A 12,277-nucleotide genomic window follows, 5' to 3' on the forward strand; every position below is an offset into this window, starting at 1 on the left:
GGCTCAGCCGCGCAGGGGCAAGAGGTTGACCGGGTCGTCGGCGTGGCCGACCCGGTCCTCCGCCGCGCTGGGCAGGACCTCCAGCCCCGGCGCGGCGAGGAGCTCGGCGACGCAGGCGATGCTGCCCCCGACGTAGGTGCTCATCAGGTCGATGTCGGTGGCCACCACCCACGCGCGGTCCTCGGGCCACCACAGGTTGGCGCTCTGCTCGGACGGCTCGGGCGCCAGGTTGCGCGCCGCGTCGGCGACGGCGCCCCGCGCCAGCACGGCGTCGCGGCCGCGGGGCAGCGGCAGGGCGGCCAGCCCGCGCAGCGCCGCGGCATCGAAGCCGAAACCCGCCCACCGGGCCAGCAGGCAGTCGCCGGGGGTGCCCGTGTGGCGGGCCAGCACCGCCGCCATGCGCGCGGCGACGGTGGTGGGCAGGTGCCCCTCCGCGGGCCCGCCGTCCCAGTCGGGGGGCTGGCTGTCCTCGTTCAGGTACTCCCAGCCGCCGGTGATCGCGGGCCACTGCATGAGCGGGTGGACCGCGGTGCCGTTGAGCGCGGCGACGGCGGTCCAGGGGACCTCCACGTCGTCGTCGCCCTCGTAGCGGTAGGCGGGGTGCAGCACGCGGGCGTAGGCGGGGAACAGCGGCGGCACCAGCGAGGCGACCGTGCCCCAGTGGGCGCGGGCGACGGCCTCGGCGACCCAGGTGCCGGCGGAGACGTCGGTCTCGACGGGCAGACCGCCGAGCTGCACGCGCGCCTCCTGGGAACGGACAACCCCCGGGCTGCTCCGCGGCGCTCCGCTGGGGAGCAGCACGCGGGCCGACTGGACAAATGTCGGCGGCCCGGGGGTCGGGTGACTGTCCGGTTCTCGCTCGCCGCCGTGCGACGGACGGGCGATCGTGCCGTCGCTCAGACTGTCGTCTGAACGGGCGGCCCATCTGGACGGCGGCTAGCGGACAGCCACCTCACGAGTCCTGTAGCTCAGCAAAGTTACGGACCACCTCCTCTCTCGTGTGCCACGACGGTACGACCGCGCGCGCGGGAGCGGCAACAGATTTCCTCCGCTCTGGGCGAACACGCTGGTGGGTGCGCCCGGATCGGCGTGTCCCGGCGGCCGTCAGGCCCCGTCGCCGGGACCGAGCGTGCGCCCGGGCGGGCGGGTGCCCTCCCAGTGCGGGTCGTGCTCGGCCTCGTCGTCGACCGTCTCGTAACCCGGGTGCGCAGCCTCCTCGCCGAGCTCGGCGGTGGCGGCGGTGGCGCCGGGGCCGGGCGGCGGCGCCACCGCCCGGGGGCGGGGCGGGGGGGCGCGGGGGGGGGGGGCGCCCCCCCCCCCCGGTCGGTGGCGTGGTCGGCCCGGTCGTCGACGGTGTCCCAGGCGTCGGGGATGCCGTCGCGGTCGACGTCGCTGATCTCGTGCAGGTAGATCTGCTTGTAGCGGCGGTTGCGCAGCCGCAGGATCACGCTGGCCAGCAGCGCCGCGGCCACCGTGCCGGCCAGGATGCCGACCTTGGCGTGGTCGTAGCTCTCGCTCTCCGCGCCGTAGGCGAGCTCGGTGATCAGCAGCGAGACGGTGAACCCCATCCCGCCGAGGAGGGCCAGCCCCACCACGTCCGGCCAGCCGAGGTTCTCGTCCAGCTGCGCCCGGGTGAAGCGGGAGACCAGCCACGTGGCGCCGGTGATGCCGATCGCCTTGCCGGCGACGAGCCCGACGACGATGCCGATCGCGATGCTGTCGCCGAGCGACTCGCCCAGCCCCGACAGCCCCCCGACCGCCACACCGGCGGAGAAGAACGCGAAGACCGGGACGGCGACACCCGCCGAGAGCGGGCGGATCCGGTGCTCGAAGTGCTCGGCCATGCCGGGCCCGCCGTCCGGCCCCCCGGCGGCGTCGCTGCGGACGACCGGGACGGTGAAGGCCAGCAGGACGCCCGCGACGGTGGCGTGCACCCCGGACTCGTGGACCAGCACCCAGGTGACGGCGGCCAGCGGCAGCAGCAGCCACCAGGACCGGATCCGCTTCTGCACCAGGAAGCCGAACAGCGCCAGCGGGACCAGGGCCAGCAGCAGCGGCGTGACGGCCAGCGAGGCCGTGTAGAAGATCGCGATGATCGTGATGGCCAGCAGGTCGTCGACGACGGCGAGCGTCAGCAGGAAGGTCCGCAGCGAGCTGGGCAGGTGGGTGCTGATGACGGCCAGGACGGCGAGCGCGAAGGCGATGTCGGTGGCCGAGGGGATGGCCCAGCCCTGCAGTGACCCCTCGGGCCCGCCCAGGTTGAACAGCACGAAGAACAGCGCCGGGACGACCATGCCGCCGACGGCGGCGGCGATGGGCAGCGCCGCGCGGCGGGGCTCGCGCAGGTCGCCGGCGACGAACTCCCGCTTGAGCTCCAGTCCGGCGACGAAGAAGAAGATGGCCAGCAGGCCGTCGGCGGCCCAGGTGCCGAGGCTGAGGTCCAGGTGCAGCGACGCCGGCCCCACCCGGGTGTCGCGCAGCGCCTCGTAGCTCTCCGCCCAGGGGGAGTTGGCCCAGATCAGGGCGATCGCCGCGCCGATCAGCAGCAGGGCGCCGCCGACGGTCTCCTTGCGGAGCACCGAGGCGACGCGCTGCGCCTCGGTCCAGGACCCGCGTCCGAAGAGGCGGGCGGGGGCGGGCGTCGTCACGGGGCGGCTCCGGGGGTGCGGGGTCGGGTCGGGTCGGGACGCGCCCTCGACGGACACGCTGCCGACCAGACTTCCCGGCGCACCTGGATTTCACGCTACCCGGCGAGCAGCTCCCCGACCCGCGGGGAGAGCCCGGCGTCGCCCCGCCGGACGCCGTCGAGGGTGTGCACGGCGACGGCGCCCCGCACACCGGAGACCAGCCACACGGCGTCGGCCGCGTGCAGGTCCTCGACCGTCCCCGGGGTCGAGGCGGTGGGCCAGCCGGCCGCCCGTGCGGCGGCGAACAGCCGTGCCTGGGTGGTGCCGGCGAGGATCCCGGTCTCCACCGGCGGCGTGTGCAGCGTGCCCGCGGCGGCCCAGACCACGGTCGAGGTCGGCCCCTCCAGCACCCGGCCCTCCAGGCTGGTGAGGACGACGTCGTCGGCGCCCAGGGCGTGCGCGTGCCGCTGGGCGGCCATGTTCACCGCGTAGGAGAGCGTCTTGGCGCCGCCGAGCAGCCAGGGGGCGCCCGCGCGGAAGTCGGCGGGCACCCCGAGCCCGAGCGTCACCACCGCGATGCCCTCCGTGCGCTGCCGGACCGTCTCCGCCGGCACCGGTGCCAGCAGGGCCAGCGCCGTGGGCGGCGTGCCCTCGCCGAGCCCGCGGGTGAGCACGAGACGGCACACGCCCTCGACGTCGGTCGGCCAGCCGGCCAGCGCCGTCGCCACCAGCGCCCGCCAGGCGGTGGCGCCGGGATCGGCCAGCCCGAGCAGGTCCGCGGAGCGGACCAGCCGGGCCAGGTGCGCGTCCAGGTGCGGCGTGCGCCTGCCGAGGACGGCCACGGACTCGAAGACGCCGTCCCCGCGGGCGAGCCCGAGGTCGAAGGCGGTCACGACCGGCTGGTCCGCGGGCACCGGCACCGCCGCGCCGTCCCGCCAGACCGCCACCCTGCGCTGCTCGATCACGCGGCCAGCCTGCCGTACGCGGGGCATAGGCTCTCGCCATGGGGACCGACGACGTCGCCGCTCCGCTCGCGGAGCAGCTGCGCGCGCGGGGGCTGCGCCTGACCGCGCAGCGCGCCCGGGTGCTGTCCGCGGTCGCGGCCCTGGCGCACGCCACCCCGGAGGCGATCGGTGCCCGCTTGCGCGAGGAGGCCGGCCCCGGCGGCAGCGCGCCCGACACCTCGACGGTCTACCGCACCCTGGAGCTGCTCGAGCGGCTCGGGCTCGTCTGGCACACCCACCTGGGGCGCGGCGCGCCGGTCTACCACGCCGCCGAGCGCCCCCACCTGCACGTCGTCTGCTCCTCCTGCGGCGAGATCTCCTCCGCCGCGCCGGACCTGCTCGACGAAGCGGCGGAACGTCTGGCGGTCGAGCTGGGTTTCACCGTGGACGTCGGCCACGTCGCCCTGTCGGGCACGTGCCGCGCCTGCCGAGACCGCGCCGGAACGGAGTCCCCATGACCACGCCCTCGCCCCTCCTCGCCCGCCCCGGGGCGGTCGCCGTCGAGCCGGGGCCTGAGGTTCCCCGCACCGTCGCGGCGCACTACGGCGACCCGTTGCGCGAGCAGCGGCTGCTCGCCGAGGGTGCCGGCCTGGTCGACCGCAGCGACCGGGACGTCCTCTCGATCCCCGGCGCCGACCGCCTCTCGTGGTTGCACAGCATCACCAGCCAGCACGTCGCGCAGCTGGTCGACGGCGTCGGCAGCGAGACCCTGGTGCTCAGCCCCCACGGGCACGTCGAGCACCACCTGGTCGTCGCCGAGCTCGCCGGCACGACCTGGGTCGACGTCGAGCCGGGCGCCGGCCCCGCCCTGCTGGCCTTCCTCGAGCGGATGCGGTTCATGCTCCGGGTGGAGCCGCACCTGGTCACCGACGACCGGGCGCTGCTCTCGCTCGTCGGTCCCGGGGCCGACGCGGCCCTGGCGGCGGCCGGGTTGCCGGTACCCGCCGAGCCGTACGCGGTGGAGCCCCTCGGCGAGGGCTGGGTGCGCCGCATGCCGGCGATCGGGAACGGGACGGCCGTCGTCCACGACCTGCTGGTGCCGCGGGCGGAGGTCGACGCCCTCGCCGACCGGCTGGGCGTCCCCCTCGCGGGTGCCGCGGCGCACGAGGCGCTGCGCGTGGAGGCCCGGCGGCCCCGGTTCGGCGTCGACAACGACCACCGCACCATCCCCAACGAGCTGGAGTGGCTGCGCACCGCCGTCCACCTGGACAAGGGCTGCTACCGCGGGCAGGAGACCGTCGCCCGGGTGCACAACCTGGGCCGCCCGCCGCGCCGGCTGGTGCTGCTGCACCTCGACGGCGTCAGCGAGGACCTGCCCGCTCCCGGCGAGCCGGTGCTGGCGGGCCCGCGGACGGTCGGCCGGGTGGGCAGCGTCGTGCGGCACCACGAACTGGGCGTCGTCGCCCTGGCGCTGGTGAAGCAGTCGGTCGCCCAGGGCACCGCGCTGACCGTGGCCGGATCGACCGCCGCGATCGACCCCGACGACGCCGCGCCGGCGCTCGACGACACCCAGGTGGCGGCGCGCAACCGGGTCCGGGCCGTCCGGTCTGGGACGATCGGCTGAGCGCGCCGCGGCCGCCCGCTCCCGGGTGGGCAGGCCGGGGTCGCTGACCTACGCTCCGCCCAGCGCCCGCCGCTGACCACCGCCGATGCCCGCGTGCCGGGCGTCCCGCACCTGGAGGCCCCCCGTGAGCCCGAAGCCGTCCCCCGCCGGGGGTGCCGCCGTCGACGCGCTGCTGGACCCCGCGTTCCTCGAGAGCGCCGTGCGCCGGCCGATGGGTGACGTGCGGCGGCTGCGCCGCGAGGCCGAGCAGCAGGAGGTCAACCTCTCCTACACCCGCCGGCTGCTGCAGGGGCGCCTGGACATCGTGCGGCGCGAGCTGCAGCGGCGCGCCGAGCACGACGGGCGCTCGCTGGTCGACCTGCTGCCGGAGATCCTCGCCGAGAAGGGCCGCGGCCCCGCGCACGGCCTGGGCCGGCACCAGACGGTGCAGCCGGCGGATCCGCAGGAGTACGAGTCCTGGGTGCACTCGCTGACCCCGGGGGCCGACCTCTCCGCGATCACCGAGCTCTCCGATGCCGCGCTCGAGGCGGCGGCCCGGTCGCTCGCCGACGCCGAGAAGGGGCTGTCGGAGCGCCGCCGCGGCGTGCAGCAGGTCATGGACGGGCTGGCTGCGGAGCTCGGCCGCCGGTACCGCGACGGCGAGGCCGATGTCGCCGCCCTGCTCGCCGACGAGGGCCGGCACTAGGAGGACCACGCCTCCCTCCGTGCCGCGCGGGAGCGGCATGGGACCCTGAGGCATGGCCGAGACCGCAGCCGGCGACGCTGTCGCCACCTCCCCGTGGCCCGACAACCCGGTGCTGGTCGAGGTGTGGCGGTCGGGGTTCCTCGAGTCGGTGCACCGCGGGTCGGTGGTGGTCCTCGGTGCGGACGGGGAGGTGCTCGCCGGCGCCGGGAACGTCGCGCGGCCGGTGCTGCCCCGCTCGGCGAACAAGCCGGTGCAGGCGACGGCGCTGCTCGCGGCCGGCTGGGCGCCACGCTCGGGTGAGGAACTGGCGATCGGCGCCGGCTCCCACGTGGGCGAGGACGGGCACCGGGAGCTGGCCGCGGGGATGCTCGCCGCCGTCGGTCTCGGCCCCGACGACCTCGGCTGCCCCCCGGCGCTGCCCTCGCACGAGGCGACGAAGGCGGCCTGGCTGGTCGCCGGGCGCGCCCCGGAACGCCTGGCCATGAACTGCTCGGGCAAGCACGCCGCGATGCTCTCGGCGTGCGTGGCGGCCGGCTGGCCGACGGCGGGCTACCTGGAGCGGGACCACCCCCTGCAGGAGGCGATCGAGGCGCGGCTGGGCGAGGCGGCCGGCGAGCCGGTGGCGGCGGTCGTCGTCGACGGCTGCGGTGCGCCGCAGCACGCCCTCTCGCTCACCGGGCTGGCCCGCGGCGTGCTCTCGCTCGTCCAGGCGCCCGAGGGTTCGCGCGACCGGGCGGTGGCCGACGCGATGCGGGCCCACCCGTGGTTCGTCGCCGGCACCGGCCGGGAGGACACCGACCTGATGCGCGCGGTTCCCGGCCTGCTGGTGAAGGGCGGTGCCGACGGCGTGCACGTCTCGGCGCTGCCCGGGGCGGGCGCCGTGGCGCTCAAGCTCGACGACGGCGGCGACCGCGGGCGCACGCCGGCGCTCGCGGCCGGGCTGCGCCGGCTCGGCGTCCCCGCGGAGGTGCTTGCTCCCTGGGCGCGCACGCCCGTCCCCGGGGGCGACGGCGTCGTCGGCGAGGTCCGGGAGTCAGCGGCGCTGGACGCCTGACCTGCGCTCCCCGGTGTGGGCGCGATCACGCCCGGGTGCTAGCCGCTCCGCTTGCAAGAGCTAGCACGCGGGGCTACCGTCGAAGGCGTGCAGACCCCCGGTGAGTTCGTCCGCGAGCAGGTGACCACGGTCCGTTCCACGGTGGACCGGGTCGCCGGCAGCGTCGCGGACTCCGTCGCGGACGCCCCCGGCGTCTCGACGGTCGGCTCGTCGGTGGGCGACTTCATCCGCGAGCAGCGCAACGCCGCGCGCGTCTCGCTGCGCGAGCTGGCCCGCACCGCGGGTGTCAGCAACCCCTACCTGTCCCAGGTGGAGCGAGGCCTCCGCAAGCCGTCGGCGGAGATCCTCGCGTCGATCGCCCGGGGCCTGAAGATCTCGGCCGAGACGCTCTACGAGCAGGCGGGGATCCTCGACCGGCGTTCCGGCAACCCGGACACCGTGGCGGCGATCCGCTCCGACGACGCGCTCTCCGAGCGGCACAAGGCCGTCCTGCTCGAGCTCTACGAGACCTACGTCCGCGAGCACCGGGCCTCGTCCCCGGCCGTCAGCTGACCATCCCCCCATCTCCCACTCCCGAGGAGTCCGGCATGACCCCCACCCAGACCGTGAAGCAGTACGGCGAGTTCGCCGTGGCCCAGGGCCGCACCCTGGCCGAGCAGGCCCGCACCCCGCTGCTGGCCTTCGTCGGCGCCGGTGACCTGGCCGTCGAGCGCGCCCGCACCGTCGTCGCGCAGTTCCGCAGCACCGCCGAGGCGCTGCCGGGCGAGGCGCAGGTGCAGGCCGACCTCGCCGTCAAGGAGGCCCGCACCCGGGCCGCCGAGGCCGCCGGCACCGCCCGCACCACGGCGCACCAGCTGGCCGTCGCGGCCCGTCCCGAGGCGCTGCGCAGCACCGTCGCCGGCCTGGTCGGGACCGCCCGCACCCAGGCGATCGCCACCGTGGAGACGCTGGCCGGGCGCGGCGCCGTCGTCGTCGAGGACCTGCGCCGCCAGCCCGGCGTCCGCCGCATCGTGCGCCGCGCCGAGGAGGCCGTCGACACCGTCGAGGAGCGCCTCGAGGACGTCTTCGAGGAGGGCGCCGAGGCCGTCGTCGAGGCCTCCAACGAGGTGACCTCGGTGGCGCAGAAGACCGCCGCGAAGGCGACCAAGGTCGCCGCGAAGGCCGAGGCCGAGGTCGAGGACGCCGCCGGGGCGGCCAAGGCCACCGCCGAGGAGGCCGTCGCGCCCCCCAAGCGCCGGACGACGGCCAAGAAGAGCACCCCCGCCGCCCGCAAGTCGCCGGCCCGGTCCACCTCGGCCCGCGTGACCCGGGCCCGCACGGCCAAGCCGGCCGACCCGACCGCCGTGCCCGCCAAGAAGAACTGACGCCACGGCACCACCGACCAGGGCCCCGGAGCTGTTCACCAGCGCTCCGGGGCCCTGTCGCGTCCGCCGCCCTTCCGGGCGAGTCGGCCGCTCGCCCGGCCCGGAAGGGCGCGGGCCGCGAGTAGGCTGGCGGGCATGGGTCTGTTCGACGGGTGGCTGCTGCTCGGCCTCTACTGGGCCTCCCTGGGGCTGACCGCGTGGGCGTTCGTCGACGCCCTCATCCGGCCTGCCGCGGGGTACGTGGCCGCCGGCAAGCTCACCAAGCCCGGTTGGGCGGCGATCACCGGCCTGGCCCTGCTCATCATCTTCTGGCAGAAGACCCCGCTGTCGCTGCTCGGCCTGCCCGCCGTCATCGCGGCGATCGTCTACCTGGTCGACGTGCGTCCCGCCGTGGGCGGGATGCGCCGCGACAACACCTGGTAGCGGCCGCCCGCGGGGCTCAGCGCCGGTCGTCGGCCGGCATGACCACCCAGAGCAGCAGGTAGGCCACGAACTGCGGGCCGGGGAGCACGCAGGAGATCAGGAAGGCCACGCGCAGGCCGCTGCGCGAGAGCCCGTAGCGCCGGGCGATCCCGGCGCAGACGCCGGCGACCATCTTGTGGCGGGTGTCCCGGCGCAGCCGGTGCGTCGAAGGCGTCGTCATGAGTGAAGCCTAGGGCGGCGGGCCGGGTCCGACCGGCCGGCGCGGCGGTCGGGCGCCGCAGCCGGTCGGGTGGTCAGCGGCCGAACACGCCGGCGGGTGGCTCGGGCGAGGGTTCGGCGTCGGCGTCCGGGACCGGCGGGGCGTTGCCGGTGAAACGGTCCAGCTCGTCGCCGTCGACCACGCGCGACGGCATCGGGTCGCGGGCGCACGCGCGGCTGAGCTCCGCCAGCGGCAGCTCCGCATCGGACGCGACGGCGACCAGGTTGCCGAACCGCCGGCCCCGGAGGACGCCCGGTTCGGCCAGCAGGCAGACGTGCCGGAATGCGGTGCGCAGCGTGGCGACCTGGCCGCGTGCGAAGCGCAGCGGCGGCCCGTCGGCGACGTTGGCCGCGCAGACGCCGCCGGGCCGCAGCGCCCGCGCGACCTCCGCCGCGAACTCGACGGTCGTGAGGTGGGCCGGCGTGCGGGCGCCGGCGAACACGTCGGTGATGACGACGTCGGCGCTGGCCGGGTGCAGCGCGGCGAGCGCCTCCCGTGCGTCGGCGGCCCGCACCCGCACCCGGGCCGACCGCGGCAGCGGCAGGTGCGCGCGAACCAGGTCGGTGAGCGGCTGGTCGATCTCGGCCACCCGCTGGCGGGACCCGGGGCGCGTGGCCGCCACGTAGCGGGGGAGCGTCAGCGCCCCGCCGCCGAGGTGGAACACGTCGAGCGGGGCGCCGGGCTCGGCCGCGGTGTCCAGCACGTGCCCGATCCGGCGGACGTACTCGAACTCCAGGTGCGCCGGGTCGGCCAGGTCCACGTGCGACTGCGGGGTGTCGTTCAGCATCAGCACCCACGAGCCGTCGCGGTCGGCGTCGGCGAGCAGCTCGGCGGTGCCGCCGTCGACGGGGACCGGGCCCGGAGGTGTCCTCACCGTGCCGTCCCCGTCCGGCGCACGGCCGTCCCCGCTGACATCGGGGTCATGGTCGCACCCGCTGCCGTGGGCAGGCCTGAGTGGCTACCGTCCCGGGCGTGCGCCGGGTCCGCCTCTCCCCGCGGGAGATCACCGCCTTCGGCAGCCGTGGCGTGTCCATGGTCGCGCCGGCCCGGGTGCTCGAACCGGTGTCCGGCTTCGCCGTGCACCTGGCGACCTTCGCGGCCGGTGCGGTCGTGGGCCGGCACGAGACCCGCCTCTGGCAGCTGTTCGCGGTGGTCTCCGGCGAGGGGTGGGCGGCCGGCGCCGACGGCGTGCGGGTGCCGCTGGCCGCCGGGGACGCCGTCCTGTGGGAGCCCGGTGAGCTGCACGAGAGCGGATCGGACGCCGGGATGGTCGCCGTGGTGGTCGAGAGCCCGGCCGCGCCGGTGCCCGACGAGGGCTGAGGCCCGGTCAGACGGGCGCGACCGCCGACCACCGCACGGTGACCTCGCCCTGCCGCCAGCGCCGGCTGGAGCCCACCAGCGGCCAGCCCTGCTCGCTCAGGCCCCCGACCGCCGCCGTCCAGCGCTGGCGCGGGCCGAAGGTGCCCATGCCGGCGGCGGCGGCCCAGGCGGCATCGAAGGCGCGGAGGAACTCGTGGACCGGCTGGCCGGGCACGTTGTGGTGGATCAGCGCCTTGGGCAGCCGCTCGGCGAGGTCGGACGGCGTCGCGATGTCGGAGACCCGCGCCGCGAGGGTGAGGGTGAGCGGGCCGTCGGCGTCCAGCGCCACCCAGGCCGAGCGGCGTCCCCACTCGTCGCAGGTGCCCTCGACGACCAGGCCGCTCGGCGCCAGCGCCCCGCGCATCGTGTCCCAGGCGCGGGCGGCGGACTCCTCGTCGTACTGGCGCAGCACGTTGAAGGCGCGCACGAGAACCGGGCGCAGCCCCGCGAGCTCGAACCCGCCCACCCGGAAGTCCACCCGCGGGGGGGCGCGGTCGGCGGCCACGGCGGCCACCCGGTCGGGATCGATCTCCAGCCCCACGACCTCCAGGCCGTCGACCTCCGGGCCGAGGCGCTCGACCAGTTCCAGCGTGGTGACGGCGGAGGAGCCGTAGCCGAGGTCGACCACGAGCGGGCGGGCGGCGTCCCGCAGCCGGGGGACCTGCGTGGCCAGCAGCCACCGGTCGACCCGGCGCAGCCGGTTGGCGTTGGTGGTGCCGCGGGTGGGCAGGCCCAGCGCGCGTGCCCGCCCGGCGGCCAGCCGGGGCGCCCGGCGCTGCGGCTGGGGGGACAGCGAGGCCCGGCGCTTGTGCTCGTCGCCCGGCTCGTTCACGGGGTCACAGGCTAGCCCCGGCTACCGTCGAGCCGTGCAGGTGCGATCCGACGTCCCCCTCGCGGAGCTCACCACCCTGGCCGTGGGTGGTGCCGCCGACCGGTTGATCGAGGTCGAGACGGCCGCCGAGCTGGTGGCGGCGGTCCGCGACGCCGACGAGTCCGGCCGCCCGCTGCTGCTCCTCGGCGGCGGCTCCAACCTCATCGCCCCCGACGAGGGGTGGCCGGGCGACGTCGTCGCCGTCCGGTCCCGGGGCATCGAGCGCAGCGGCGACGCCCTCACCGTGCAGGCGGGGGAGGACTGGGACGCCCTGGTCGCGCACACCGTCGAGGAGCGGCTGGCGGGCGTGGAGGCGCTCTCGGGCATCCCCGGCTCCACGGGGGCGACGCCGGTGCAGAACGTCGGCGCGTACGGCCAGGAGGTCGCGCAGACCATCACCGCCGTGCGGGTGTACGACCGCGCCGAGAAGGCCGAGCGCACCTTCGCGCCGGCCGAGTGCGGGTTCGCCTACCGCGACAGCCGGCTCAAGCGCGAGCCCGGCCGCTTCGTCGTCCTGGAGGTGGGGTTCGCGCTGCACCCCGGCGAGCTGTCGCGCCCGGTCGGGTACGCGGAGCTGGCCCGCAGCCTCGGCATCGAGGTGGGGGAGACCGCGCCGCTGGCCGCCGTCCGCGATGCCGTCCTGGCGCTGCGCCGCGGCAAGGGCATGGTGTGGGATCCGGCCGACCCCGACTCGCGCAGCGCCGGGTCGTTCTTCACCAACCCGATCGTGCCCGCCGACCGGGCGGTCGAGGGCTGCCCCAGCTGGCCGGCCGGGAACGGGGCGGTCAAGCTCAGCGCCGCCTGGCTGGTGCAGCACGCCGGCTTCGGCCGCGGCACCCGCGACGGGCGGGTGGGGACGTCGTCGCGGCACAGCCTGGCGCTGACGACCGAGGACGGCGCGACGGCGGCGGAGCTGCTCGCCTTCGCCGGGAAGGTCGTGGCCGCGGTCGAGGAGCGGTTCGGCGTCACCCTGGACCGCGAACCCACCGCCGTCCGCCCCTGACCGGACCCTGCCGCCCGACGGTGTGCGCAGATGCGCAGGGATCCACGCCAGAACTGAGCAGGTG

15 protein-coding genes are annotated in these 12,277 nt (G+C 76.7%); 9 read left to right on the top strand and 6 right to left on the bottom strand.

Annotated elements, in window-relative coordinates:
• Positions 1-3: 3 nt before the first annotated feature.
• From QOZ88_RS01745 to QOZ88_RS01755, 3 genes are all read right to left on the bottom strand, one after another.
• Positions 4-738 carry a hypothetical protein gene (locus QOZ88_RS01745; RefSeq protein WP_305998105.1) on the bottom strand — a complete coding sequence of 245 codons (735 nt, stop codon included), beginning with the start codon at positions 736-738 and terminating at the stop codon, positions 4-6.
• Positions 739-977: 239 nt separating this feature from the next.
• Positions 978-2,648: a Na+/H+ antiporter NhaA gene (gene nhaA / locus QOZ88_RS01750; protein WP_305998106.1), complete on the bottom strand. Its 1,671-nt coding sequence runs from the start codon at positions 2,646-2,648 to the stop codon at positions 978-980.
• Positions 2,649-2,743: 95 nt separating this feature from the next.
• A complete protein-coding gene (locus QOZ88_RS01755; RefSeq protein ID WP_305998107.1) occupies positions 2,744-3,592 on the bottom strand; it encodes an aminotransferase class IV in 849 nt (282 codons plus the stop codon).
• A 38-nt stretch (positions 3,593-3,630) separates the two neighbouring features.
• Between QOZ88_RS01755 and QOZ88_RS01760 the strand changes: the two genes are divergently transcribed.
• From QOZ88_RS01760 to QOZ88_RS01790, 7 genes are all read left to right on the top strand, one after another.
• Positions 3,631-4,089, top strand: a complete 459-nt coding sequence (locus QOZ88_RS01760; RefSeq protein WP_305998108.1) for a Fur family transcriptional regulator — start codon at positions 3,631-3,633, stop codon at positions 4,087-4,089.
• Positions 4,086-5,195, top strand: a complete 1,110-nt coding sequence (gene ygfZ / locus QOZ88_RS01765; protein WP_305998109.1) for a CAF17-like 4Fe-4S cluster assembly/insertion protein YgfZ — start codon at positions 4,086-4,088, stop codon at positions 5,193-5,195. The genes QOZ88_RS01760 and ygfZ overlap by 4 nt, the downstream gene beginning before the upstream one ends.
• Positions 5,196-5,319: 124 nt before the next feature.
• Complete coding sequence (locus QOZ88_RS01770) at positions 5,320-5,880, top strand: RsiG family protein (protein ID WP_305998110.1); 561 nt, start codon at positions 5,320-5,322, stop codon at positions 5,878-5,880.
• A 52-nt stretch (positions 5,881-5,932) separates the two neighbouring features.
• The gene (locus QOZ88_RS01775; RefSeq protein ID WP_305998111.1) at positions 5,933-6,934 is read left to right on the top strand and encodes an asparaginase; all 1,002 of its coding nucleotides are present in this window, start codon (positions 5,933-5,935) and stop codon (positions 6,932-6,934) included.
• 87 nt (positions 6,935-7,021) lie between these two features.
• On the top strand, positions 7,022-7,486 hold the full coding sequence (locus QOZ88_RS01780; RefSeq protein ID WP_305998112.1) for a helix-turn-helix domain-containing protein: 465 nt from the start codon (positions 7,022-7,024) through the stop codon (positions 7,484-7,486).
• A 35-nt stretch (positions 7,487-7,521) separates the two neighbouring features.
• Positions 7,522-8,298 carry a hypothetical protein gene (locus tag QOZ88_RS01785; RefSeq protein WP_305998113.1) on the top strand — a complete coding sequence of 259 codons (777 nt, stop codon included), beginning with the start codon at positions 7,522-7,524 and terminating at the stop codon, positions 8,296-8,298.
• Between the two features lie 135 nt (positions 8,299-8,433).
• Positions 8,434-8,721: a DUF2516 family protein gene (locus QOZ88_RS01790; RefSeq protein WP_091931033.1), complete on the top strand. Its 288-nt coding sequence runs from the start codon at positions 8,434-8,436 to the stop codon at positions 8,719-8,721.
• A 16-nt stretch (positions 8,722-8,737) separates the two neighbouring features.
• On the opposite strand, the gene QOZ88_RS01795 is transcribed toward QOZ88_RS01790, so the two are convergent.
• A complete protein-coding gene (locus QOZ88_RS01795; protein ID WP_091931034.1) occupies positions 8,738-8,941 on the bottom strand; it encodes a PspC domain-containing protein in 204 nt (67 codons plus the stop codon).
• Between the two features lie 73 nt (positions 8,942-9,014).
• On the bottom strand, positions 9,015-9,854 hold the full coding sequence (locus tag QOZ88_RS01800; protein WP_305998114.1) for a spermidine synthase: 840 nt from the start codon (positions 9,852-9,854) through the stop codon (positions 9,015-9,017).
• Between the two features lie 98 nt (positions 9,855-9,952).
• Here QOZ88_RS01800 and QOZ88_RS01805 point away from each other — a divergent pair, with 98 nt between their 5' ends.
• A complete protein-coding gene (locus tag QOZ88_RS01805) occupies positions 9,953-10,300 on the top strand; it encodes a cupin domain-containing protein (RefSeq protein ID WP_305998115.1) in 348 nt (115 codons plus the stop codon).
• A gap of 7 nt (positions 10,301-10,307) precedes the next feature.
• Here the strand turns inward: QOZ88_RS01805 and QOZ88_RS01810 are convergent, their stop codons facing one another.
• On the bottom strand, positions 10,308-11,171 hold the full coding sequence (locus tag QOZ88_RS01810) for a class I SAM-dependent methyltransferase (RefSeq protein WP_305998116.1): 864 nt from the start codon (positions 11,169-11,171) through the stop codon (positions 10,308-10,310).
• A 34-nt stretch (positions 11,172-11,205) separates the two neighbouring features.
• Between QOZ88_RS01810 and QOZ88_RS01815 the strand changes: the two genes are divergently transcribed.
• A complete protein-coding gene (locus QOZ88_RS01815; protein WP_305998117.1) occupies positions 11,206-12,213 on the top strand; it encodes a UDP-N-acetylmuramate dehydrogenase in 1,008 nt (335 codons plus the stop codon).
• Positions 12,214-12,277 lie beyond the last annotated feature (64 nt).

Origin of the sequence: Blastococcus carthaginiensis (genome assembly GCF_030731085.1) — a bacterium.
Lineage (GTDB): Bacteria > Actinomycetota > Actinomycetes > Mycobacteriales > Geodermatophilaceae > Blastococcus > Blastococcus carthaginiensis.

What these genes read in the sequence shown, in the direction of transcription:
- QOZ88_RS01795 (WP_091931034.1), bottom strand. Translation starts at nt 8,941, where the DNA reads ATGACGACGCCTTCGACGCACCGGCTGCGCCGGGACACCCGCCACAAG.
- QOZ88_RS01785 (WP_305998113.1), top strand. Translation starts at nt 7,522, where the DNA reads ATGACCCCCACCCAGACCGTGAAGCAGTACGGCGAGTTCGCCGTGGCC.
- QOZ88_RS01775 (WP_305998111.1), top strand. Translation starts at nt 5,933, where the DNA reads ATGGCCGAGACCGCAGCCGGCGACGCTGTCGCCACCTCCCCGTGGCCC.
- QOZ88_RS01790 (WP_091931033.1), top strand. Translation starts at nt 8,434, where the DNA reads ATGGGTCTGTTCGACGGGTGGCTGCTGCTCGGCCTCTACTGGGCCTCC.
- ygfZ (WP_305998109.1), top strand. Translation starts at nt 4,086, where the DNA reads ATGACCACGCCCTCGCCCCTCCTCGCCCGCCCCGGGGCGGTCGCCGTC.
- QOZ88_RS01760 (WP_305998108.1), top strand. Translation starts at nt 3,631, where the DNA reads ATGGGGACCGACGACGTCGCCGCTCCGCTCGCGGAGCAGCTGCGCGCG.